The 24153-nt window shown below is 48.1% G+C and carries 24 protein-coding genes; 10 read left to right on the forward strand and 14 right to left on the reverse strand.

Features of this window, described 5'->3' with window-relative positions:
• Window positions 1-4 precede the first annotated feature (4 nt).
• Window positions 5-697: a demethylmenaquinone methyltransferase gene (locus A1sIA56_RS05935; RefSeq protein ID WP_190276997.1), complete on the reverse strand. Its 693-nt coding sequence runs from the start codon at window positions 695-697 to the stop codon at window positions 5-7.
• A gap of 62 nt (window positions 698-759) precedes the next feature.
• Here A1sIA56_RS05935 and A1sIA56_RS05940 point away from each other — a divergent pair, with 62 nt between their 5' ends.
• Both A1sIA56_RS05940 and A1sIA56_RS05945 read left to right on the forward strand, forming a co-directional pair.
• The gene (locus A1sIA56_RS05940) at window positions 760-1359 is read left to right on the forward strand and encodes a biotin transporter BioY (RefSeq protein ID WP_095673981.1); all 600 of its coding nucleotides are present in this window, start codon (window positions 760-762) and stop codon (window positions 1357-1359) included.
• On the forward strand, window positions 1360-2583 hold the full coding sequence (locus A1sIA56_RS05945) for an isochorismate synthase (RefSeq protein WP_095673982.1): 1224 nt from the start codon (window positions 1360-1362) through the stop codon (window positions 2581-2583).
• A gap of 3 nt (window positions 2584-2586) precedes the next feature.
• On the opposite strand, the gene menD is transcribed toward A1sIA56_RS05945, so the two are convergent.
• Genes menD through menB form a run of 3 tightly spaced genes read right to left on the reverse strand, consistent with a single transcriptional unit; the run spans window position 2587 to window position 5988 of the window.
• Window positions 2587-4203 (reverse strand): 2-succinyl-5-enolpyruvyl-6-hydroxy-3-cyclohexene-1-carboxylic-acid synthase, encoded by a 1617-nt coding sequence (gene menD / locus A1sIA56_RS05950; protein ID WP_190276998.1) that lies wholly within the window; start codon window positions 4201-4203, stop codon window positions 2587-2589.
• A complete protein-coding gene (locus tag A1sIA56_RS05955) occupies window positions 4161-5105 on the reverse strand; it encodes an o-succinylbenzoate synthase (protein WP_095673983.1) in 945 nt (314 codons plus the stop codon). The genes menD and A1sIA56_RS05955 overlap by 43 nt, the downstream gene beginning before the upstream one ends.
• A 4-nt stretch (window positions 5106-5109) precedes the next feature.
• Window positions 5110-5988 carry a 1,4-dihydroxy-2-naphthoyl-CoA synthase gene (gene menB, locus A1sIA56_RS05960; protein ID WP_095673984.1) on the reverse strand — a complete coding sequence of 293 codons (879 nt, stop codon included), beginning with the start codon at window positions 5986-5988 and terminating at the stop codon, window positions 5110-5112.
• Window positions 5989-6029: 41 nt separating this feature from the next.
• Between menB and A1sIA56_RS05965 the strand changes: the two genes are divergently transcribed.
• From A1sIA56_RS05965 to A1sIA56_RS05975, 3 genes are read left to right on the forward strand one after another with little or no spacing between them, the layout of a single operon-like run.
• Window positions 6030-7124 (forward strand): AMP-binding protein, encoded by a 1095-nt coding sequence (locus tag A1sIA56_RS05965; RefSeq protein ID WP_095673985.1) that lies wholly within the window; start codon window positions 6030-6032, stop codon window positions 7122-7124.
• Window positions 7096-7965 (forward strand): 1,4-dihydroxy-2-naphthoate polyprenyltransferase, encoded by an 870-nt coding sequence (locus A1sIA56_RS05970; RefSeq protein WP_223298429.1) that lies wholly within the window; start codon window positions 7096-7098, stop codon window positions 7963-7965. Before A1sIA56_RS05965 ends, A1sIA56_RS05970 begins: the two co-directional genes overlap by 29 nt.
• A gap of 17 nt (window positions 7966-7982) precedes the next feature.
• The gene (locus tag A1sIA56_RS05975) at window positions 7983-8243 is read left to right on the forward strand and encodes a PLD nuclease N-terminal domain-containing protein (protein ID WP_095673986.1); all 261 of its coding nucleotides are present in this window, start codon (window positions 7983-7985) and stop codon (window positions 8241-8243) included.
• Here the strand turns inward: A1sIA56_RS05975 and A1sIA56_RS05980 are convergent.
• The 7 genes from A1sIA56_RS05980 to A1sIA56_RS06010 are packed head-to-tail and all read right to left on the reverse strand — an operon-like array spanning window position 8229 to window position 13714.
• Complete coding sequence (locus A1sIA56_RS05980) at window positions 8229-8822, reverse strand: PQ-loop domain-containing transporter (protein WP_095673987.1); 594 nt, start codon at window positions 8820-8822, stop codon at window positions 8229-8231. The two genes, A1sIA56_RS05975 and A1sIA56_RS05980, sit on opposite strands and share 15 nt — an antisense overlap.
• Before the next feature lie 14 nt (window positions 8823-8836).
• Complete coding sequence (locus tag A1sIA56_RS05985; protein WP_095673988.1) at window positions 8837-9439, reverse strand: PQ-loop repeat-containing protein; 603 nt, start codon at window positions 9437-9439, stop codon at window positions 8837-8839.
• 14 nt (window positions 9440-9453) lie between these two features.
• The gene (gene ccsB, locus A1sIA56_RS05990) at window positions 9454-10368 is read right to left on the reverse strand and encodes a c-type cytochrome biogenesis protein CcsB (protein ID WP_095673989.1); all 915 of its coding nucleotides are present in this window, start codon (window positions 10366-10368) and stop codon (window positions 9454-9456) included.
• Window positions 10369-10370: 2 nt separating this feature from the next.
• A complete protein-coding gene (resB, locus tag A1sIA56_RS05995) occupies window positions 10371-11834 on the reverse strand; it encodes a cytochrome c biogenesis protein ResB (protein ID WP_095673990.1) in 1464 nt (487 codons plus the stop codon).
• The gene (locus tag A1sIA56_RS06000) at window positions 11834-12559 is read right to left on the reverse strand and encodes a cytochrome c biogenesis CcdA family protein (protein ID WP_095673991.1); all 726 of its coding nucleotides are present in this window, start codon (window positions 12557-12559) and stop codon (window positions 11834-11836) included. Before A1sIA56_RS06000 ends, resB begins: the two co-directional genes overlap by 1 nt.
• Complete coding sequence (locus A1sIA56_RS06005; RefSeq protein WP_095673992.1) at window positions 12556-13092, reverse strand: TlpA family protein disulfide reductase; 537 nt, start codon at window positions 13090-13092, stop codon at window positions 12556-12558. The genes A1sIA56_RS06000 and A1sIA56_RS06005 overlap by 4 nt, the downstream gene beginning before the upstream one ends.
• A 1-nt stretch (window position 13093) precedes the next feature.
• Window positions 13094-13714, reverse strand: a complete 621-nt coding sequence (locus A1sIA56_RS06010; protein ID WP_095673993.1) for a histidine phosphatase family protein — start codon at window positions 13712-13714, stop codon at window positions 13094-13096.
• Between the two features lie 50 nt (window positions 13715-13764).
• On the opposite strand from A1sIA56_RS06010, the gene A1sIA56_RS06015 reads away from it, so the two are divergent.
• The 4 genes from A1sIA56_RS06015 to A1sIA56_RS06030 all read left to right on the forward strand — a co-directional run bounded on the left by A1sIA56_RS06015 (window position 13765) and on the right by A1sIA56_RS06030 (window position 19533).
• A complete protein-coding gene (locus A1sIA56_RS06015) occupies window positions 13765-14526 on the forward strand; it encodes an HAD family hydrolase (RefSeq protein ID WP_095673994.1) in 762 nt (253 codons plus the stop codon).
• Between the two features lie 62 nt (window positions 14527-14588).
• Entirely contained in the window at window positions 14589-16790 is a 2202-nt protein-coding gene (locus A1sIA56_RS06020) for a helicase-associated domain-containing protein (protein WP_095673995.1), read from the forward strand.
• On the forward strand, window positions 16787-17887 hold the full coding sequence (locus A1sIA56_RS06025) for a M20/M25/M40 family metallo-hydrolase (protein ID WP_223298430.1): 1101 nt from the start codon (window positions 16787-16789) through the stop codon (window positions 17885-17887). The genes A1sIA56_RS06020 and A1sIA56_RS06025 overlap by 4 nt, the downstream gene beginning before the upstream one ends.
• On the forward strand, window positions 17884-19533 hold the full coding sequence (locus A1sIA56_RS06030) for a DNA repair helicase XPB (protein WP_095673996.1): 1650 nt from the start codon (window positions 17884-17886) through the stop codon (window positions 19531-19533). The genes A1sIA56_RS06025 and A1sIA56_RS06030 overlap by 4 nt, the downstream gene beginning before the upstream one ends.
• Here the strand turns inward: A1sIA56_RS06030 and A1sIA56_RS06035 are convergent.
• The gene (locus A1sIA56_RS06035; RefSeq protein ID WP_095673997.1) at window positions 19496-19741 is read right to left on the reverse strand and encodes a glutaredoxin family protein; all 246 of its coding nucleotides are present in this window, start codon (window positions 19739-19741) and stop codon (window positions 19496-19498) included. The genes A1sIA56_RS06030 and A1sIA56_RS06035 overlap by 38 nt on opposite strands.
• A 35-nt stretch (window positions 19742-19776) precedes the next feature.
• Between A1sIA56_RS06035 and A1sIA56_RS06040 the strand changes: the two genes are divergently transcribed.
• A complete protein-coding gene (locus A1sIA56_RS06040; RefSeq protein ID WP_095673998.1) occupies window positions 19777-22152 on the forward strand; it encodes a fibronectin type III domain-containing protein in 2376 nt (791 codons plus the stop codon).
• Here A1sIA56_RS06040 and A1sIA56_RS06045 read toward each other — a convergent pair.
• Both A1sIA56_RS06045 and proC read right to left on the reverse strand, forming a co-directional pair.
• Entirely contained in the window at window positions 22149-23333 is a 1185-nt protein-coding gene (locus tag A1sIA56_RS06045; RefSeq protein WP_095673999.1) for a hypothetical protein, read from the reverse strand. The genes A1sIA56_RS06040 and A1sIA56_RS06045 overlap by 4 nt on opposite strands.
• Window positions 23333-24133: a pyrroline-5-carboxylate reductase gene (gene proC, locus A1sIA56_RS06050; RefSeq protein WP_095674000.1), complete on the reverse strand. Its 801-nt coding sequence runs from the start codon at window positions 24131-24133 to the stop codon at window positions 23333-23335. The genes A1sIA56_RS06045 and proC overlap by 1 nt, the downstream gene beginning before the upstream one ends.
• Between the last annotated feature and the right edge of the window lie 20 nt (window positions 24134-24153).

Raw genomic sequence — 24153 nt, forward strand, 5'->3', positions numbered from 1 at the left:
ACCGTTACGCCTTGCGGGCTTTGTGAACTGCGACAACTCCACCGGTGAGATTGGTCCAGGTGACATTGGTCCAGCCAGCTGCCTCGATTTGGGCTGCGAGCGCTTTCTGGTCTGGCCATGCCCGGATGGATTCAGCGAGGTAGATATAGGCATCTGGATTTGATGAAGTCTTGCGGGCGACCCACGGTAGGGCGCGCATTAGATAATTGGTATAAATAGTACGAAACGGACGCCAGGTAGGGCTTGAGAACTCGGCGACGACCAGGTGTCCCCCAGGCTTTACGACCCGAAGCATCTCAGCGAGCGCCTTGGCGGTGTTCTGGGTATTGCGAAGGCCAAAAGAGATGGTCGCGGTATCGAATTCATTGGCGGCAAAGGGGAGATTGAGGGCATCGGCCTTAGTGAAGGGCAGGTGCGGGCGGGCTTTGCGGCCTGCAGCGAGCATTCCCTCGCTGAAATCAGCTGGAATTACATCGGCGCCAGCTGCGGCTAAAGGTTCTGAACTTGAGCCTGTTCCAGCTGCTAAATCGAGGATCTTCTGCCCTGCACGCGGAGCGATGATCTTGGTGGTCGCCTTACGCCAGGCTTTGGTGCGCCCGAGGCTCAAGAGATCGTTGACAAGGTCATAGCGCTTAGCGACGCCATCGAACATTGCGGCGACTTCGTCGGGATTCTTATCCATATTGGCGCGTGACATGCGCATATTGTCGCTGAGAGTAGGCTCTGCGCACAACTTGTAATGAAAGAGGGATATTGCCGATGTCAATGCACTCTGGCTCACTCCGCGCAACCGTTTTCCCACGCAGCACTGCCCTGACAGAGGCGCTCTTTGTCGTTGGTGGAATCGGCTTCATCTCATTGCTCGCACAGATTGCAATTCCAGTTCCAGGTTCACCGGTTCCTGTCACAGGTCAGACTCTTGCTGTTCTTCTTATCGGAACAACATATGGCGCTCGTCTTGGATTCATAACCTTTGCAACATATATCTTGGCTGGTGTTGCTGGAGCTCCAATCTTCGCTCCATCTGCAACAGCTGCTAACCACGGACTCGATCGCCTAGTTGGTGCAACAGGTGGATACCTCGTTGGAATGCTTATTGCATCTCTTCTCCTTGGTTACCTTGCAGATCGCAAAGCTGATCAAAAGTTCCGCACATCATTTCCTGCACTTTTACTTGGCGACTTAGTCATCTTTACTTTTGGTCTTGCATGGCTTCATGCCTCACTTGATCTGACATGGGCTGCAACATTTAAGGCGGGACTTACTCCGTTTATTCTCGGTGAGGCTCTCAAGATTGCAATCACTGCAACTTCACTTCCGCTTGTATGGCGAAAAATTTCACGTAGCCTCAACCGCTAAATGGCTTCACTTATCCCCGTCACCACAACTCGTATTGGTGAACATCTTCCGCTGCTAGATCTTCTGCCTGCTCATGCGCCTTTATCGTGGGTGCGTAATGGTGAAGGTCTTGTTGGTTGGGGCGTTCATGCGACAACAAAGGTAAGCGGTCGTAATCGTTTTGAAGATGCGCGCGATTGGTGGCATCACCAGCTAGAAACTTTCGCGGTAGCTAATTCAGTGCATGGAAGCGGCACTGGACCAGTTCTCTTTACTTCGTTCTCATTTGATCGCAACGAAGAATCCGTTCTTGTTATTCCTAAAGTCGTCGTCGGTCAAAAGGGTTCTCAATCTTGGATCACGTGGATTGGCGATTCACCGCAGCCAGTTCTTCCTGAGTCCCCCGCTGAATTTTCACAAGGCACATTTATATTTAGCGATGGAAGCATCAGTACTGATGCATGGAAAGAGCGCGTTGCTGAAGCAATTAAGCGCATTGATTCTTCTCAGGTCGACAAGGTTGTTCTTGCTCGTGATCTCGTTGCCACATCAACACAAGAGATTGAGGCCATTCCAGTTCTCAAGAAACTAGCTACCGAATATCCATCGACATGGACATTTGCTGTCGATGGTCTTGTGGGCGCAACTCCTGAACTTTTGCTTCGACTGTCTCGCGGAATGGTTACATCGCGCGTACTGGCTGGAACAATTCCAAAGACAGGCGATGACGAGAAAGATTTAGCCCTTGCTGCATCCCTTGCACGTTCATCAAAAGATCTTGAAGAACATGAATACGCAGTGCGCTCGGTAGCTGAAGCGCTTGAGCCATTCTGTTCTTCAACTAACGTTCCTGAATCTCCATTTGTTCTCCACTTAGCCAACGTCATGCACCTTGCAACAGATGTGACCGGCGCACTTATTGAAACGAAGCAACGCGTCGATGCATTCTCACTTCTAAAGAGTTTGCACCCATCAGCCGCAGTCTGTGGAACTCCGCGCAATATTGCCTTCGACATCATTGATGAAATCGAAGGCATGAACCGCGGGCGTTATGCCGGTCCTGTTGGCTGGATCGATGCCAGCGGCGATGGCGAACTTGGAATAGCACTGCGCACGGGGCAGATCACTGGCAAAGAGATTCGCATTTACGCGGGTTGTGGAATTGTTGCTGGCTCTAACCCTGAAAAGGAACTGGAAGAGAGCGCTGCAAAGATGATTCCTATGCGCTCGGCGCTACACGCCTAAGAATTACATCGAAGTGACGCTGTTATAAATTCCTTTGAGGAAATCTGCATTCGCTTCGCGGTTTGGCACATTGACGACTACAACGCTGACACCTTGAACCGGAAGTGAAAGTTCTGTGATGAGCTCTTTCTGGCTTCCAATGGTCTTTGCAGGGATGCCCATAGATTGAGCAATAGCTGCTGGATCAAGCCCGTGCGGTGTTCCGAAAACTTCTTCAAAGCCGTTTACTCCGCGCTGTGAAAGCGTTGAGAAGATTCCACCGCCATCGTTATTGATGACCAGAATCTTTAGATTGATCTTCTCTTTATGAATGAGTCCGGTGAGGTCATGCAAGAAGCCAAGATCGCCAAGTACAGCAATGGTTTCCTTACGCTGAGAAGCAATTCCGAGAGCGGTTGAGATATTTCCATCGATGCCCGCTAATCCACGGTTGGCAAAGGTTTCAACGCCTGTGCGCGCGACAGCAAATCCTTCAAGGTCACGGATTGGACGAGAAGAAGAGATAAAGAGCGATGTTCCTGTTGGAACTCCTCCTGCAATTTCGCGAGCAATGAGTTGTTCTGACCATGTTGAAATATCGCTTACGAGCTTTGATGCGCGAAGTGAGTACTTCTTCCACTTATCGGCATATTCGGCATCGGCTGGTTGTACTTCAACAACGGGTAGCTGAGTGAATTTCTGATCTGCCATGCGATCGGTATCAACCGTCGCCATACGTGGATCGATAACAATTTGCTTACGGGCCATCTTGATAAATGCATTGATGGAACGAGAAAGTGTTGTGCGACCGATAACCACAACGGTATCTGGCGCTAAATCATCTGCGATGGTCTTTGAAGTAAGAAAGACGCTCGCATGTGAGGCTGCGCTCTCAAATGTGAGTGGGTCTTCAGCGATAACTGGCCATCCAAGTTTTTCTGCAAATTCTTTCACCGCATCAACACTGAGCCCGCCTCGGTCGTGACCAATCGCAAGAACTCCGCGGGTTGATTTTGTGTAGAAAGTTCCGGGAGATTTACGATCAAATAATTTAGGAGTAGCAATAGTTAAATCATTGAGCCAGTTATCGCTCTTATCGCCAATGAGTGGCTCTTCAAATTGAATATTGAGATGGACGGGTCCACTTTGCAATGAGTTAAATGGAAGCTCCATCGGATAAACGCTGCCTGAAATATCTGCGAAGTAGCGCACTGCTTTTCCGAAGATACGAGCTTGTTCTGTTGTTTGGTTTGCACCTGTCTTGCGCATAGACGCTGGGCGATCGGCAGTGAGAACTAGAAGCGGAGCATTTGTATGTGAAGCTTCAAGAACTGCTGGATGGTAATTCGCTGCCGCGGTTCCGCTGGTGCAGACGATTGGCACGGGACGTCCCGATGCTTTAGCGATACCGAGTGCGAAGAATGCCGCTGTTCGTTCGTCGATGCGAACGTGAAGATTGATAAGTCCCTTAACGCTTGCTTGATGAAAGGCGATGGAAAGAGGTGCATTACGTGAGCCTGGTGAAATAACTACATCGGTCACACCAGCTTCAACAATCTGGCGGACAATAACGCGAGCGAGCAGAGTGGATGGATTAATCACAAGAGCTCCGCAGTCTTCATAACGCGATTCTTCCACCATTCGTAACGATCCGGCGCCACTTCATATCCACTGAATTCAGGCTCAACATCTGTGATTTCAATTTCGCCATCAACGATAGGCAAGGTTGCAATGTCGGCAGCGAGAAGTGAGCCGGTTCCTAAACCACAATCAAAGTTCATCTCTGAGAAAGATGCGGCAAGTTGTAATCCGTAGTTGATTCCGACGGCGCTTTCGAGAGCACTTGAAACAACTACTGGAAGTTTGTGGTGTTCGGCCAACTTATGTGCACGGGAAATTCCACCAAGAGGTTGCACCTTAAGCATCAACACATCAATAGCACCGCTGAGATCAACGGCAAATGGATCTGCTGCCTTGCGCAGAACTTCATCCCCCGCAATGCGAATATCAACAACAAGTTTCTCTTTGAGCTCTCGTAGTTCTTCTACAGTCGCACATGGTTGCTCTGCATACTCAAGAGGGCCAATGTTTTCGTAGATGGCGCGAAGGTTGGTAACCGCCTCTTGTACGGACCAATTTCCATTCACATCAATGCGTAGCGTTGCCTTCGGGCACAGTGATCTCACCTTTGCAAGGCGTGCAATATCTTCAGGCAGGTTATCGCCCACTTTCACTTTAAAAGTTTGTACGCCAGGAAATGAATCGACGATTCGTTCGATATCTGCTGGACTATTTAGTGCAGGGATTGTGCCGTTCACTCTTACTGAATTGCGATTGAGCTTTGGGCGAGGCTTTGTGGCTGCTTCAATTGCAGACGCCAACCATGGAGCGCACTCTTCATATCCATATTCCAGAAATGGTGAGAATTCGCCCCAACCATATTGGCCCTGAAATAAAGCAACTTCTCGAACATCAATCCCACGAAAGTTTGTCTTTGTAGGCAGCGCAACTACGCGCATTGTGTCGAGCAGTGATTGATCCATAAATTTACGGACGCTTAGGGAACTTTCCGAAGTCAGGCTTGCGCTTCTCTTTATAAGCATCGCGGCCTTCTTGGCCTTCTTCAGATAAGTAGAAGAGAAGGGTTGCATCTCCTGCGAGCTGCTGAACACCTGCAAGTCCATCATCTGCAGCGTTCATAGATGCCTTCAATAGGCGAAGTGCCATCGGAGAGTTCTGCAACATCTCGCGGCACCAAGAAACAGTTTCAGCTTCAAGTTCCTTGAGTGGAACGACAGTGTTAACAAGACCCATTGAAAGCGCTTCTTGCGCATCGTATTGACGAGTGAGGAACCAAATTTCGCGAGCTTTTTTCTGGCCAACAGAAGCTGCAAGAAGTCCTGAGCCGTAACCGCCATCGAATGAACCAACCATTGGGCCGGTCTGACCAAATTTGGCATTGTCAGCAGCGATAGAGAGATCGCAGACAACGTGAAGTACATGTCCTCCGCCGATTGCCCAACCAGCGATCATTGCGACAACTGGTTTTGGTGTGCGACGGATTTGTACTTGTAGATCTAGAACATTGAGGCGACCGACGCCTTGCTGTGCAAGTGAGTCATCGCCGAGATAGCCATCGTCTCCACGAACGCTGATATCGCCTCCAGAACAGAATGCTTCATCACCTTTACCTGTAAGGATGATGACGCCAACTTCTGCATTGTCACGAGCTAAATCAAAAGCTGATTTCAATTCAATAATTGTTTGTGGACGGAATGCATTACGCACTTCTGGACGATTGATAGTGATCTTTGCAATGCCATCAGCAACTTCATAGGTGATATCTGTAAATGACTCACCACCGCGGCCTATCACCCATGCCGGGATAGAACGGTCACCAAAATCACGCTTAATAGGCTTGCTCACGATTCCTCCATTTGGTCTACGAGCGATAGCCTACGCGGGCAATGGAGCAGAACGCACAACGAGAACTTCGCTCGGCTAATCCCGAATGGACAGTCAGCGAATCGATGGCTCGTATCGCCAAGGCCTTGGTATCTGATGGGCCGGCTCTCGCTTTTGGTCACACCAATTTCACCCAAGTCCCTGCGCGCATCAGCGCCGTTGTATCGACAACTGGAAGCTCTGGCACATCTAAAGAGGTCGGGCTTTCAGCATCTGCACTTCTCTCATCAGCTCGCGCTTCAAATAAGGCGCTTGGAGCAGAGTTTGGAAATTCTTGGTCGCTCTTATTGCCGCTCACTCATATTGCAGGAATCAATGTTCTAGTGCGAGCACTTGAATTAGGAACAGAACCAATTGATCTACGTAACCATCAAGGCGATTATCCGCGTGCAGATTTCACCGCGATTGTCCCGACGCAATTATTTAAAGCACTTAACGGGGACGCTCAACTTCTCAAGCATCTCGTTGAGGCTAAAGCTGTTCTTGTCGGCGGCGCAGCGCTCACAACTGAACTTCATCTGCAAGCAGAGAACGCCGGGATTAACGTCGTTGTAACTTACGGAATGACAGAAACTTCAGGTGGATGTGTCTACAACGGAATCCCACTAGATGGTGTCGAGATTTCAATTACTTCCGAGAAGCGAATTGCAATTAAGGGAACTGTCCTTGCTCATACCTATCTCGGGGCTGAGGCTCTCTGGGATACGCAATACAAAGATGGTTGGTTTCATTCTTCTGACCTCGGTCGAATTGAAAATGAGAAACTAATTGTTGAAGGTCGAAGCGATGATGTCATCATCTCTGGAGGAGAGAACATCTCACTAAGCGCAATCGAATCATCACTACACGCCCATTTTCCGCATAAGACTTTTGCAGCGTTTGCTGTGAAAGATTCAAAATGGGGCCAGGCACTTCACCTTGCAATCGCAGGCGATGGTTTTCCATCTGAGGATGAAGTAGCTCAGTACCTCGGTGAAAAATTCGGTGAATTCAGCAAGCCAAAGGGGTATCTCCATCTTCCAGAACTTCCACTCGTTGGAATTGGTAAAGTGGATCGCAAGAAGTTAATTGATCTATATATGGAGGCACCAAATTAATATTTGGATTCAAGGAGCACGTCCACGCACACTTCCTGCAGCTGTAGCTCCTGTCGTTGTTGCCACCGTACTTGTAGGAAGAGAGTGGAAACCACTTCAGGCCCTGCTTGCTCTGATTGTCAGCCTTTCGCTCCAAATCGCTGTTAATTACTCAAACGACTACTCCGATGGAATCCGTGGCACCGATGACAATCGCGTAGGCCCAACCCGCCTCACTGCTTCAGGGCTTGCATCTGCCGCATCAGTAAAACGCGCTGCACAACTTTCATTTCTCGTAGCGTGCATTGCTGGCTTAGCTCTTGCCTCGCTTTCATCATGGTGGATCATCCTCGTAGGTATTGCATCAGTACTTGCTGCTTGGGGTTACACAGGTGGACATACTCCTTATGGCTATCGTGGCTTCGGTGAACTTTCTGTTTTCATATTCTTTGGAGTAGTTGCAACAGTTGGCACTTACTACGTTCAAACTCTGGATATGACTCTGGCGGCCTTTGCCGCATCTATTCCGATGGGATCTCTTTCTTGCGCACTGCTTGCCATCAATAACATTCGCGACATCCCGGGTGATCAAGAAGTTGGCAAGAAGACTCTGGCTGTAAAGCTTGGAGATAAGAACTCTCGCAAGTTCTTCGTTCTACTTCTTATCTCTGCCTATATCTTCCCTGTTTTCACAGGTCATCCTTTAGCCTTACTGACGCTAACAACTGCGCCACAGGCTTACGCGATTGCAAAAGAAGTCCTCGCTGGAGCAAGAGGCGCAGATCTCATCCCGCTTTTGGGTAGAACTGGCCAACTGCAGCTGCACTTTGGCCTTACCTTCGCTCTCGCGCTTTCATTTTAAGGAAGTAGAATTCGACCATGATTAAAGTTCAAGGGTTTCTCGTACTTCTCTCACTTGCTTTAACTCTCTACACATTTGTTGATTGCGCTATGCGCGATGAGACTCAGATCAAGAAGCTGCCTAAGTGGGGCTGGCTCTTAGCCATTCTCTTCACTGGAATTTTCGGCCCAATTGCTTACTTAACAATTGGAAGAATTCGTGGACCTAAAGGTCCAAAGCCGGGCAAGAAGCGCATACTGCCGCCCGATGACGATCCTGACTTCTTACGAGGTCTTTGAAGCGCGCGAGCGTTTACCTATAATTTCCAAGGCAATAATTGCAATATTGTTTGTAAGGACGATGGCATTACATAGGACAAGCAGCGCATCATTAATTAACACAGCATAAGTAATCCAGAAAATTCCACTCAAAGCGCTGACACTCATGGCCACCACCGAAACGGCGGAATCTTTCCCAATTTTTATATTTTTATAGGATTTATAGACCTGTGGCGTTTGTGCAAAGACAAGAGAGATAAGAAGTACTGAAGCAATTGATGCGGGAAGAGTAAGTACAAGCCCTGCGACAATTGCCACCAGTGTTGAGATGGTGAGAATGGATCTCACTCGATTATGAATAATTACCCAAACCACACTGGCATTAATTAATCCAGCCGCCACATTTGTCGCCAGTAATGATGGCGAGTTTTTATCAAAGCCATAAGCGGCCCACGATGTAGCAACTCCTAATTGAAGAAGCCAAGAAATTAAACTAAGACCCCTGCCATGGCCTAAGCGACGAATCCGTAACGCTTGAGGAAGTCCGAAAAATATACTGAGCACGCCCCCAATAAATCCAAAGAATTCAGTTGAAAGCATGTATCGATACTACTTTAAAGTCCCGAATATGTGAGTTTTCCTCTACGTCTTTTCCCAATCAGCTCCAGAACAATGATGGAGATATTGATTGAGACTGCAATTGTGGTGCTCAATAAAATAAGCGGTACATCTGCATGCACTGCATAGATGAACCACAGAAGAATACTTACGGAGCTAACGCTTAGAGCGCTCACAGAGACTGCAGATTCTGCACCAATAGTTAGATTCTTAAATGATTTAACAATCTGTGGGGATTGAGCGAATACAAGAGCAATCAGAAGCGCTGAAACTATCGCGCTTGGCAAATTAAGAATCAGAGCTGAAAGTCCTGCTGCATATCCCGAGAGAATCACAAGCGTCTTCACATTATTTCTAATGATTGCAAAGATGACGCTGGCATTTACCAAACCCGCTCCAACGTTTGTGAGAAGAACAGAGGGCGAATCAATATCGAAACCATATGCAGCCCATGAAGTTGCAACGCCGAATTGCAACATCCACGAGATCAGACTTACTCCACGACCGTGGCCAAGTTTTCTTACTCGTAGAGCTTGTGGGAGACCAAAGAACATTCCCAAGCCGCCTGCGATGAAGCCAATGAGTTCTGCTGAAAACATATTTTTCTAAATTCCTAGAGACCTGAATATGTATGTTTTCCGGTGCCCCAGACATTTACATATACATAGTTAAAGAGGAATGTTGACCCGGCAAAGATGCAGAGCCATGCAGCGCGACGACCGCGCCAGCCAACAGTTACACGTGCATGAAGGTATGCGGCATATGCAACCCAAGTAATAAATGCCCACGTCTCCTTTGGATCCCAGCCCCAGTAACGTCCCCATGCGCTCTCGGCCCAAATGGCGCCCGCGATAACTGAGAAGGTCCAGAGTGGAAAGACGAATGCAACAAGACGGTAAGAAAGTTGATCAAGAACTTCAATAGAAGGCACTCGACGAAGCCATACTGGACGTGCACCAAGTCGCTCAGCACGTTCAAGATAGAGATAGGCACCAGCAACAACATTTGCAAGCAAGAAGACTCCACCGGAGATGATTGCTGCCACAACGTGAATAACTAGCCACGTTGATTTAAGAGCAGGAACAAGTGGTGCGCTATTTCGGTATAGCAAGGTGATTGCAGTTCCAAGTGTGAGAAGAACACCGAGTGAAACAAAGAGCCCTAGCCAGCGAAGATCGTATTTACGAAGTGCACCCAAATATGTTCCTGTAAATGCAAGTGCACCTGTGATGGAAAATTCATACATATTCCCCCAAGGAACATGCTTTGCAGAAATTCCTCGGGCGACTACTCCGGCGAGAAGAAGTACAAATCCAAGGATCATCATCGCGGTAGCGATTCTGGCTGCACGTTCAGTGCGCTTGTAATCCAATGTCTTTGTCATGAGATTGCCCGAGGTGGAATCAGCTACTTCTGGCGCGCGCACTGCAAAGGCGGTTTCGAATGCATGAGCTACGAAAGAAATGGCAAAGACTGCCATTGCCGAATAAACAAAGTTATTTGAGATGTACGCCCAAGTGGTCTGCATCGCTAATCTCTCCTTAACGCGTTAACAAATTTTTCAATCTCATCTTCGAGACCAGGTGCACTGTTCTTTGCCAATCCTGCTACTTCTGCTCCTTGTGACGTAATTCGAATCCAGATTCGACGACGACGTCCATAAAGTGAAGAGAGAAGACCTAGGACAGCAACAATACCTCCGATGAGCGCATAACTCTTGCCGGGATCTTTCACCACTTGAAGGTTGATCCACGGAACAACTGTTTCAAGTGTGATGGAACCCTCGGCATAATTAAATGTTTCACCAGGTTTCACAGAACCTAAGCCAATCTGCTGCAAATCGGTTGTATCAATCTTGTAGACAGATTGTGGAATTCCTGTGTCGAGCCCTAAATCACCCTTCCAGATAGAGAAGAGCAGCTTCGGGTCGAGCAGTTCAGGAAATATAGAAACCGCGCCTTGATCAGTAGTGCGTGCGTTGGTCGGAACGAAGGATCCGACAAAACCAATCTGTGGGTCAGCATCTGGAACTTTGATTGCACCAATAGATCGCAGGTTTCCATCTTGTGGCAAGAATGGAACGGGGCCTTGAAAGGCGACAAAGCCCAATGAATCTCTGACGGTTACAACAGGGCTGTATCCATTTGCTTGTAGATACACACGAGTATTTGCAAAGGTAAGTGGCTTATTGACCTTAATTGTTTTTTTCTCGGTCTTACCTTGGTAAGTAACTGTAAGCCAGGCTGTGTAATCCTCAGGAGCATTGGTCTTTGGATTGTATTGAGCTACAAATTTATCAACCTTGATTTCAAATGGCTCAAGCGAAGTATCTCCAGCGAGCTTTCCAAATGCGAGAGTGTCATAGGAAGTTGGAACGCTAATGAATCGTTCGCCCACATTAACAATCGCTTCACCTCTCATGCCAAAGAGTGAGCCAAAGCTGACCCCAACCAAAATGAGAATTAGTGAGAGATGGAAGAGCAGGTTTCCGGTTTCACGCAAGAAACCTTTTTCAGCAGAAATCGAATTCTCTTCAATGCGAATTCGGAAACGATTCTTCTTGAACCATTTCTCTGCAGCTTCAAGAGTCTCGCCATCTGATGTGATTTCTTGGTAATGCTCAAGACGTGACAAATTCTTTGGAGTTGCAGGCGGTTGAGCGCGCATTGCTCTGTAATGCTCGAAGCTTCGCGGCAATACACATCCGATAAGAGAGATGAACAAGAGGATGTAGATCGCGCTAAACCAAGGCGAACCATAGACATCAAAGAGAGAGAACCTGTCGTACCACTTGGCTAGTTCTGGGTTCGTTTGATAGAGATCGCGTACAGCGATGGTGTTGGTGATCCTCTGTGGAATCAAGGAACCGGGAATCGCTGCAACGCCTAGCAACATAAGGAGAATCAGGGCTGTGCGCATGCTTGTTAACTGGCGCCAGGCATAGCGCAGCAGCGCTATGAAACCAAGCTCTGGTACTTCAATATCTCTTGTCATTAAATCACCGGAGCAAATTCAGAGATGAGAGAACGCATCTCGATCATGAGATCAGTCCATAGCCCAGTGAGTTGGAGTATTCCGATGATAATTAGAAGTACTCCACCTATTGTTGAAATTTTCCCACCGCTCTTCACCAAAACTTTTCGCAATTTCTCAGACTTATCGAGGAAGAGACCTGATGCAATAAATGGGAGCCCTAATCCGATGCAGTATCCGAGCGAAAGAATTGCTCCACGAACTGCGCTGGATTCTTGAAAAGCCAAGGCTTGAACACTTGCAAGTGCTGGTCCAATACATGGTGTCCAGCCAACTCCGAAGAGAAAACCCAGAAGCGGTGCGCCGATGAGCCCACCTTGCGTTGAAATTTTTGGTTTCAGAGTTGGCATCAACGGGAAAGCCCCCAAGAAAATCACGCCCATAACAATGGTGAGTAGGCCAAGTACTCGCGTAATCATTTCTTCATTGCTTGATATCTCTGCACCTAGTTGTCCAAAGAGTGCGCCGTACGAGATAAAGAGGATGCTAAATCCGAATACAAAGAGAAGTGAACCTAAGAAAATACGTCCCCGAGATTTAGAGAATCCCGCTGCAAAGGCAACATATCCAGGAACAAGCGGAAGTACGCACGGGGAAATAAATGAGATCAGTCCTGCAAGTATGGCAATCGGAAATGCAGATAGGAGGAATCCATCCATCAAGGTATTGACTACGAAATCTGTCATTCCGCCAACGCCTCTTCAATCAGTTGGCTTAACGAAGCAACGGTGACAACTCCTGATATTCGTGAAGCAACATTTCCATCTCGATCAATAACTACTGTTGTGGGAATTGCGTTAGCCGGTAACGATTTTCTAAATCCGCTCAGAATCGAGTCATCAATAAGCGTTGGGTACGGAGTGCCCCGTTTACGGTTAAAAGCCTCAGCATTTACCGGGTTATCTCGAGTCAAGATTCCGATGAATTGAACATCTGAGTACTTCTGCGAAAGAGCAGAGAGAGTTGGTTCTTCAGCACGGCACGGTGAACACCATGACGCCCAGACATTGACGACAGCAACTTTGCCTTTAGCAAACGTGAAGTTCTTACCGCTTAAAGTCATTCCAGACATTGCTGGCGCTGCGACTCGATTTCCTATCTTCATCTTCGTCACTGCGCCGCTTCCGGCAATAAAGCTCTCTTCTGCTTTCGACGCTCCGCCATTACTGCATCCTGTGAGAAATAACAGTGATGCGAGTACGAGCGCGATTTTTTTCATATTATTTTTGTGGGAGCAAGTGTTTGGCAGGTTCGGTATACGAAGTTCCTGAAATCATTCCTTCGTCATCGAAGTGAACGCTGGTTACAGATGCCAGTGTGCATTCGCGTTTACGCGGATCGTGCAACATTGAGCGACCTTCGATTGCGCTGCGAAGAATCCAAATCGGAAGTTGGTGAGATACAACGATTGCATCTTTTCCTTGTGCTGCCTTATTTGCCTCAAAGATTGCGGCAAGCATGCGAGAGATTTGCTCTTCATATGGTTCGCCCCATGATGGCTTCCATGGGTTGTAAAGATGGCGCCACGAAGATGGATGCTTGAGGACGCCACTACCTAATTCAAATGATTTTCCTTCAAAGATATTTGCAGCTTCAATCAATCGATCATCTGTCTTAATTTCTAATCCATGTGCGCGAGCTATAGGCGCCGCGGTTTCTTGTGCTCTCTGCAATGGTGAAACATGAAGTGCGCCGAGATTTACTCCCTTTGACCATTCGCCAATTACTTCAGCCATCTCTTGTCCACGCTTGGAAAGTCTCCAACCAGGCTGACGTCCATAGAGAATCTTGTTGGGATTCTCAACTTCTCCGTGACGGATGACGTGGACTGTAGAACTCATGGAGTAAGCATAAAGCGTCGTAAAACCAGCCTTATCGCTAGGGTAGTGACATGGCACTCACCTCAACGCGGGCAGCCTTCTTCGATGTAGATAACACCCTCGTCCGAGGTTCGACTCTCTACTTTCTTGGAAGAGGGATGTACCAGCGCGGCTTCTTTACCAAGGCCGATATCTCGAAATTTGTTGTCGCCAATATTAGATTCAGAATGACAGGTACTGAAAAGAAAGAAGTAATCGAGAAATTTCAAAATGCTGCAACTGATTTCATTGGTGGCCATGCCGTTGAAGACATTAAGAAAATTGGCGAAGAGATCTATGACGAGTTTGTTTCGCCCAAGCTTTGGCAAGGAACATTTGAAATTGCTAAATCCCATTTAGATAAAGGTGAAGAAGTCTGGCTTGTTACTGCGGCTCCTCAAGATATGGCAAACATCATTGCTCAGCGCCTTGGATTAACTGGTGCCCTTGGAAGCAAAGCGCAGATTGAAAATGGCATCTACACCGGAACTCTTGATGGAAAGTTATTACATGGCACAGAAAAGGCGATTGCAATCCAAGAACTTGCGCGCCTACATGGTTACGACTTAGAGAATTGCTACTCATATTCAGATAGCCACAATGACATTCCATTGCTGCAAGCAGTGGGCCACCCATGTGCAATTAACCCTGATGCTGTCTTGCGTATCCGCGCACTTGCGGAAGGTTGGCCCATCCACGATTTCCGCAGAGCACGTTTTATCAATCGCTTGCTAGGACCTGCTGTAAGTCGACTCGCAGCTCTGGGTACTCTGCTCACTCCGCGCAAGCGTTAAATCACCTCGGCGCCAAACTCAATTAGCGCGCCAACCTCACATACGGCTATCGTTGGCAGGTTATGGAAATTCGCTCTTACGCCGACTATCTACGCGGGCTCGATGATGCCGCGTTAATTTCCATGTTCAACTTTCGCCCTGATCTTGTAACTCCAGTTCCACCCGATATGGCTAGCTTGGCAGTGCGCGCCTCATCTGCGCCTAGCCTTGCGCGAGCTGTAGATGCACTTAATAAGTGGCAACTCCAGGTTCTTGAAGTCTGCGCCGTACTTGCTGAACCTTTCACAGAGAAGGAAGTTGCTGCACTTACCGATAAATCAGCGCTTTTTGTTATTCCGGGGCTTATCGATCGAGGACTTATCTATCAAGATAAAGATGGGCTGCGTACTCCAACGACTCTTAAGGAAGTACTTGGAAATGAAGTTGCTGGGCTTGGTCCGGCATCGATGTCAAAGTTGAAGTTAAAGAAACTCGATGAAGTTCCAGCTGCATCCAAGAAAGTTCTCGATGCGATGGTCTGGGGACCTCCACGCGGTTCTATTGCAGATATTAAGAAGCCAAGCGCTGGTGTTGCCTGGTTACTCGAAGAAGGTTTCTTAATTCCATTTAACCAACAGACTGTTGTTCTCCCCCGTGAAGTAGCAATCTATCTGCGTGGAAATAAAGTTCATCGTGAACTTGAGAATACCCAACCACCTGTAACGGGAAGCAAGCGAGACAACCGCAATGTGCAACTTGCTGCAATCGCAAATATCACCACGTTCTTACGTTGGACCGAAGAAGTTCTTAACTTCTGGGCGCAAGAACCTGCAACAGCACTTCGCTCGGGTGGTCTAGGCGTCCGCGATCTCAAAGAACTCTCACTTCACTTAGGTGTCGATGAGTCATGTACTGCATTTGTTGCAGAAGTTGCATATCTATCGGGTCTGCTCACAATTGACCCTGATGACAAGATTCTTCCTACGCATCAATTTGATATTTGGTTAACGCAGAACGCTTCAACTAAGTGGCAATTCCTTGCATCCGCTTGGCTCACCACTTCCCGTCTTTCCGGACTTGTTGGAAAAGAAGGAAGCAAGAACGTTGCTCCGCTTGGGCCAGAGCTTGATCGCTCTTCGGCTGCAACAACGCGTCGTTTAGTTCTCACTCTCTTGCAAGAAAATTCAGACGTTGCAGTTGACGTTGAATCACTCTTCGCCACAGCTCAATGGTTGGCGCCGGCAAAGCGTGCAGGTGGGCTTCAGAAGGATTACGTTCTCTGGACTCTGCGCGAAGCAGAATGGCTAGGCATCACTGGGCAGGGCGTTTTATCTTCATATGGTGCTGATTTCCTCGAAGGCGGCGATAGCGCAACGATTGATACTGACCTTCCTAAGGCTGTTGATCACATCCTTATTCAAAGCGACAACACTGCAATTGCTCCTGGCCCACTTGAACATGAAGTTGCCCAAGAGCTTGCACTCATAGCCGATGTTGAATCACGCGGTGGTGCAACGGTATTTAGATTCTCGGAAGGATCAATTCGTCGCGGATTAGATCACGGACGAACAGGCGAAGAGATTTCTAAATTCCTCGCCAAGACGTCAAAGACACCAATGCCACAACCACTCGAATATCTGATTGCTGATGTTGCGAAGAAGCATGGCAAGTTACGTGTTGGAAACACCGCTTCCTTTATTCGTTGCGAAGATGCAACGCTGATTACTCAGATACTCGGAGATAAGCGACTAGACATTCTTGGGCTACGCAAGATTGCTCCTGAAGTACTTATCTGTGGACATGATGCAGCAGAAGCGATGAACATTTTGCGTAGTTGCGGTTATCTACCGGCTGCTGAAGATTCACGAGGTCTTCTGCTGAGTGGTCCACGTATCCAACGTGCACAAACTAAAGCGCGACCACCACGCATCATTGGTGAAATTGATAAACCAGATGAGATTCAGATTGAAGGAGCGCTTCGCGCACTTCGTACTGGCGAGAAATCAAGCCGCAAGCAGAGCACGATGCGCAATATCGCAACGGAAGCACTTGGTTCACTTCCCCGCACAACGGCAAATGAAACTCTCGAACTATTGAGTGATTACTTGCAGAACCAACCCGCAAAATCTCTCTCTATTGGATATGCAGATAACAATGGTCTGGTTTCACACAGAATCATTGATCCATTGAAATTATCTGCCGGTTCACTTATTGCGCGCGATCACGCCACCGGTGAAGTACAGACCTTCCGAATCGCGCGTATTACGGGGGTTGCAGCGTTATGACCAGCGAGAAAGCACCTGAATACGGCAGACTTGAGCCTATGTTGGCAGCCCTAGAAGCACTCGTTCGGTGTGAATCCCCCACTGAAGATCTTGAGGCATGTCGCTCAGTAGTTCGCTTAGCCAGCGACATCGCAACACGCGTTCTTGGTGTTCCTGCACAGATTAAAGAGATTGAAGGACGTCCTGTCTTCTGGTGGGGCGAAGAACAACCAGATGTATTAGTTCTTGCTCACCTCGACACAGTGTGGCCACATGGTTCATACCAACCGCTCTGGGAAGTTAAGGGCGATGTTCTCCGTGGTCCTGGAACATTCGATATGAAGGCGGGATTTATTCAGGCGCTCTATGCGCTTAAGGGAATTGAAGGATCTGTTGCGCTCGTTGCAACAACTGATGAAGAGACCGGAAGCCATGCATCGAAGGCGCTCATCAAGGAGCTATCTGCAAAGGCAAAGGCTGTTCTTGTTCTTGAAGCTTCTCTTGATGGCAAGGTAAAGACAGGCCGCAAGGGAACTGCGATGTATCAAATCAAGGTTCATGGTTTGGCAGCACATGCTGGTCTCGAACCTGAAAAGGGCGTCAACACCACAACTGAAATTGCACATGCGATTTTGGCACTTGCTGCACTGGAAAGTGCAGAGCATGGAACAACTGTTGTCCCAACTCTTCTTCACTCTGGAAATACAACAAATACAGTTCCAGATTTAGCGGTGCTCGATATTGATGCTCGTTCATTCTCGCAAGCAGAACTCGAAAGAGTAGATGCGGCAATCAAAAGCTTTAAGGCAGTTAATCCAAAGGCTCGCCTTGAAATTACAGGTGGACTTAATCGCCCACCGCTGCAACCAACTTCAACTAAGGCTCTATACGAACGAGCAGAGAAAGTTGCTGCAGCTATTGGAATGAAGCCACTTGGCTGCGCTGAAGTTGGCGGAGCAAGCGATGGAAACTTCGCTGCAGCAGCTGGTGCACAAGTACTTGATGGCCTCGGCGCAGTAGGCGGCGGTGCACATGCGCCTAACGAATGGGTAAGCATCTCTACTATGCAAGAACGTAGCGATTTCCTTCACGCGTTTATTAAGGATTTGCTCTCATGACCGATGGACCACTGATTGTCCAGAGCGATAAAACTCTTCTTCTCGATGTAGATCACGTTCTCTCCACTGAATGTCGCCGTGCGATTGCACCATTTGCTGAACTCGAACGTTCACCAGAACATATTCATACCTATCGCTTAACAAACCTTGGTCTCTGGAATGCGCGCGCTGCAGGCCACGATGCTGAGCTCGTTATCGACACACTTATTAAATATTCACGTTACGCAGTTCCTCATTCATTGCTCGTAGATGTCGCTGAGACCATGTCTCGTTATGGCCGTCTTCGCTTAGAGGCAGATCCCGTTCACGGACTTATTCTTGTGACTACCGATACCGGCGTGCTCGAAGAAGTAATCCGCGCAAAGAAGATTGCACCACTTCTAGGTGTTCGCATTGATAAGGAAACGATTGCAGTTCATCCAAGTCAGCGCGGACAGATTAAACAATCACTTCTTCGCCTTGGTTGGCCCGCAGAAGATTTTGCCGGTTATGTAGATGGCCAAGCTCATGACATTGCACTGAAAGAGGATGGCTGGAAGATTCGTCAGTATCAAGAGCATGCAGCTGAAGGATTCTGGCATGGTGGCTCTGGCGTAGTAGTTCTTCCTTGTGGCGCCGGAAAGACAATTGTTGGCGCGGCTGCGATGGCACATGCAAAAGCAACAACGCTCATTCTTGTAACCAATACCGTTGCTGCTCGCCAGTGGCGTGATGAACTTTTAAAACGCACGACTCTTAATGAAGATGAGATCGGCGAATATTCAGGATCAAAGAAAGAAATTCGCCCTGTAACTATTGCTACATACCAAGTTATGACCAAGAAGAAGAATGGTGTTTACGCCCACCTCGACCTCTTCGATACCCATGACTGGGGTTTGATTATTTACGACGAAGTCCATCTACTTCCTGCGCCAATCTTCCGCTTTACCGCTGATATTCAATCTCGTCGTCGCCTCGGGCTCACTGCAACGCTCGTTCGCGAAGATGGAATGGAAGGCGAAGTCTTTTCACTCATCGGGCCAAAGCGTTTTGATGTTCCTTGGAAAGAGATTGAAGCGCAGGGATATATCGCACCTGCTGAATGTATTGAAGTTCGCGTCAACCTCACTGAAGCAGAGCGTCTCTCCTATGCAACCGCCGAGCCTGAAGAGCGTTATCGCTTCTGCGCAACTACGCGCACAAAGCGCAATGTTGTTGAAGAGCTAGTTGCGCACCACGCAAATGAACAAGTGCTTGTTATCGGTCAGTACATTGATCAGCTCGATGATCTCTCTGAAACTTTAGGTGTTCCACTCATCAAGGGCGATACGCCCCAGAAGGAACGCGAGCGACTATTTGCTGCATTCCGCACTGGCGAAGTTACCTGCCTTGTTGTTTCAAAGGTTGCCAACTTCTCTGTCGACCTTCCGGAAGCAACAATCGCGATTCAGGTTTCTGGTGCATTTGGTTCTCGTCAGGAAGAGGCGCAACGCCTTGGACGAATCTTGCGACCAAAGGCAGATGGGCGTGGAGCTAAGTTCTACTCAGTTGTTTCACGCGACACTATCGATCAAGATTTTGCACAGAACCGCCAGCGCTTCCTTGCTGAGCAAGGTTATTCATATCGAATTATTGATGCCGACGATGTTTTTCAAGGGAAGTTCTAAAGCGTTCTCGATCTACTCTGTAGAAGTCGTGGTGCTCGCCATTGATGTGAATGACCGGAACTTCATTTCCATATAGCTTTTCTAGTTCTGCATCTCCATCGATATAGATAATCTCAATCTCAAATGCGAGTTCCTCGCGCATGCTCTCTAAGGTTTTCACAGCATCTTCACAAAGGTGACAGCCGTGGCGAGAGTAAACGGTAACCATGACTGCATTCTCGCACCCTGATAGCGTTACCCGCTATGAGAGGCCAATTGAGAAAGAGCAGCACATTTGCCCTTGTTCTCGGCCTTCTCGCCTCAATTCTTCTTCCAACTCAATCAGTTGCGCTATCAAATTTTAAAGTCGCGCCATCAACCGTGTGGGGTTACACCTATGCAGGTAAGGCAACCGGAGTCGCCGAAACTCGACCACCGAAAGTTGCCTACCTTGAACAGAAATCTAAATTTGTTGTTAACTATAAGAATTTTCCTGAATGGGCGAAGCGAGATTTCCAAGCTGCAGTAGATATCTGGTCAGCCAACTTTGCATCAACGCCACAAATTACTATCGATGCATCATGGGGGCGTTCTGCTTCCTACGGAGTTCTTGGAAGTGCGCGTCCTGGTAATTACTACTCAGGTTTCGATGGCGCACCCGATCAGAGCCTTTGGTATCCATCGGCTCTTGCCAATGCTCTCGCTGGAAAAGATCTGGAACCAGAAAATCCTGAGATGGTTATTCAGGTAAATTCATTGGCGCAGTGGAACACTCGCGGAGATGGTTCACCAAAACTCAATGAATACGATCTTCAATCAGTCTTCTTGCACGAGATGGGCCATGGACTCGGATTTCTCTCAACCGATTCCTATGATCAATTCTTTGGCTACGGAACAATCGAGCAGCCAACTCCATACGATGCCTATGCGCAACTTCCAGATGGCCGTCGTTTATCCGACCTGCCATCTCCATCTATCGAGTTAGGTAAAGCACTGACATCGACACTTGTTTGGGCTGGGCCGTTGGGCATGGCCGCTAATGGCGGAGCTAAACCAATCTTGTATACACCTGCTCGTTATGAAGAAGGCTCTTCGGTAAGCCATCTTGATGAAGCAACGTATGCAAACCTAGGCGCAAACTCGATCATGACCCCCAATCTTGATGCAGGTGAAATTTTTAGAGAGCCCGGAACCCTTCTGCTTGCAATGATGGAAGACCTCCGTCGTAAGCCACCTGTGGGCGTTGCAGTTGGTATTCCGCAGACAGTTCGAAATGCGACAGCGCTTATCGCCGATAGCTCAGCGATTGTTACCTTTGATCCACCAGCTAATGCGCGAACTGCGCAGATCACTAGTTATTCGGTGCGCAATCTCAAGACAGATCAAGTGAAGAGTTCTACAGAATCCCCCATCACATTTACTGGACTTAAGAATGGCACCAGCTACAGCTTTAGCATCGTCGCAAGCAATACAAATGGAACTTCAGACGCCGTAATTACGGCGCCAATTACTCCGCAGGCTGGGTGGAAGCGCTTTGTGATTGATGACAAAGCTGATGCACGTCATGTCACAAGTACTACCTTCAACGGTAAGCCTCTCATTGCATATACAGATAGCAAGAGCGGAATCTTGAAGATTGCCGCTTGGGATGGAAAGTCTTGGAAGCGCACAACTGTCGATGGCGCAGGCGGAACATCAGGAAAGACCAAATCTAAGATCACCAGCACAATTTCACTCTGCGTCAATGGATCTGGAACGAAGCAACTGCTCCATATCTTCTACTCAGAGAGTGATGACCGAGACCTTCGCTATGCAACATACGATGGCAAGAAATTTGTCTACGAAATTGTTGATGGCAATGGTGTTCAGGTAAATGACTACAAGGACCCTGTTCGCGTACGAACCGGAAGTGATGTCAGCGTTTCTAACGCATGTGTGGCAACTGCCGGCGGCATTCAAGTCTTCTATCGTGATGAGAGCCAAGGAATTCTCTTAGGTGCAACAAAAGTTAAGGGCTCAACAAAGTGGAGCTATGAACTTGTTGATGGCGATCGCAAGACTGATGGTCGCAGTACCGGCGATGTTGCATTCCACTTGAAAGCGCTCTTTGATGGCAAGAAGACCTACGTTGTCTACGACTCTGTGTTAACGATCAACCAGAAGAAGCAAGCAACGTCTGGTGAAGTACGTGTTGCCTCTCGAAATACTCTCTCTGCCGAAGCTTGGAGTTACTACAACCTCGACTCTTCAGGTAGCGCTACCCCAATGACTGGCTTTGATATCTCTATCGCAAAGACTCTCAACGGCCTGCAAGCAACCTGGTTGATTTCCTCTCCAGCCACAGCGCCTAATCCAAACCGAATTCGTTGGAGCCCAGTCCAGAGCAATCCGACTCAGAGCGTTGCCACGAGCGAGAACTATGGAGTTCCCGGCAAATATCTCAACACCGACGGAGCTTTCATTGCTTACAACTGCCAGCAAAGACTCTGTGTTCTCGATAGCGCGAGAGCAGTGCCTGTCATCAAATTGGTTTCATCCGAGCAACGTCCAGAAGGAATTGATTCAGCATGGGTTGTTGTCGATCGTGTTCGTTATTTGGTGGCTGGCTATAAAGGCCAGCTTTCCATGTTTCGCCCTTAAGCGATTGTAAAAATCGCCACCGATTGAGCACTTGTTCTAGCTAAACCTACAAGCCCTACATCTTTTGAATATGCAAGTGAGAGCGCTTCCGTTAATTCAGTCGACCCCGATGCACTCGTGACAACTCCCTTTGCATCAAATGAGAGAAGCAAGAGTGACGGAACGGTTGGTCTCCAACCAGTAACACCTGAAACAACTGAATTTGATTGCAGCGCTCCGTACGTTGTACTTCCTGCGCTTTGAACAAGTGAGCTTCCTGTTGATGGGACGCGAAGTGTCCATGTTGGTGCAAAAGCAGATGTGAATTTGGTGAATGCCGATTCAATAACCTTGCCAGACTTTACATAGCCAGTCAGGGTAAGCGTTGAATCAGAAGCAATCCAAGAGCGATCTGCCTTTGGTGCTGAGCTTCTGACTACCGAAGCGATGGCGCCAGTCTTAGAGACTTTAATGAGAACGCCATCTCGAACTCCTGCCAGCTTTTTGCCGCCAAGAGTTTCAGCGCTGCTGCCAAATACAGAGATTGATCCATCGCCATGTCGAAGAACTGCATTGAGTTGAGTCTTTGCGGTACCAATTGAAAGTAACTTTCCAAAAGTTCCTGCGTTATTTGCACTCAGTAGGAAGGGCTTATCTTGCAACTGTCCGACGACAGAGACTCCGGATGAATTTACTGAAATTGCATTGATCAAGGGCGGTGCAAGTTGCGCTGAAGAGTATGTAGCAAGGACTTCACCGAGAGCTGAAACTTTCCAGAGAGTGAGAATATTTACATCACTGCGAAGTTTTGTGGTGGGTTCAGCAACTACGCCATCTGGATTCTCAGCTTGAATGACTGCAGTTGCTGACTCTGGCGCAGTAATACTTGATGCAGCACCTGCGAGCCATATATTTCCCAGTGGATCTACAGCGGTAGTGAGTGCGACTTCATCGGCTCCTGAATCGATGGTCTTCTGCCAGAGCTGAGCGCCTTTGATATCCATCCCGGTAAGGAGAATGTTTGTATTGGGACCATCGCTATTACTTACTGTGACAAGCGTTTTTCCAGATAGAACCAGTTTTTCAGCGCCAGCAACGGTCGCCACAATTGTTAACTTCTTTAGTGCAACTGATTTAGGTGCTGCAACCGCAGGTGTTGTTCCAACCAGTAATAGAACGAGGAATATTGAAATACGTCTCATTATTGGGCGAGTTCTCCAGCGCGACGAGCAGATGCTGCCATCGCATCGGCAACTATCTTTGAAATTCCAGCCTCATCAAAAACTGCAAGTGCTTCAGCAGTTGCGCCCTTTAGGCTTGTCACTTTTTCTCGAAGTCGAGTTGGTGTATCGCCTGATTCATCGAGAAGGGCTGCTGCTCCGACAATCGTTTGAATGGTTAGGGTGGTTGCATCTTCATGAGAAAGACCCATTGCAACTGCGCCATCAACCATCGCTTCAACAAATCTAAAGAAGTAGGCAGGGCCCGAACCACTTGTTCCGGTGAGCGCGTTCTGCAGATCTTCAGGAATCTCAATCGCCTTACCAGTTGCAGCGAGAAGTGAATCGACAAACTTCTTCTGTGCATCAGTAACGCCAGCACTGAGTGAATAACCAGCCATTCCCTTACCAATCAGCGTTGGAGTATTTGGCATCACGCGGGCAATGGAGGCATGGTTATTGAGACCAGCTGAAATGCCAGCAATGGTCTTTCCGGCGAGCAGCGAGATAACGAGAGCATCGCTCTTGAGGTGTGGGGCAATCTCGGGCATGAGATCAGCAAGTCCTTGCGGTTTGATACCTAGAAGAACCACATCACTTGTTTTGAGGGCATCTTCCAGAGGTTTAACAGAGATTGAATACTTAGTTAATAACTCTTCGCCTCTTTCAGGGCGGCGTACAACAGCGGTGATTGAATGCGCAGGAACACCTGAACGAATGAGGGCGGCAATGAAAGCTTCGCCCATTACACCCGCACCAACTACTGCTATCTGATTAGCCATGGCGAAAGAGTACGCGTAGG

This window comes from Candidatus Planktophila sulfonica (assembly GCF_002288065.1).
GTDB lineage: Bacteria > Actinomycetota > Actinomycetes > Nanopelagicales > Nanopelagicaceae > Planktophila > Planktophila sulfonica.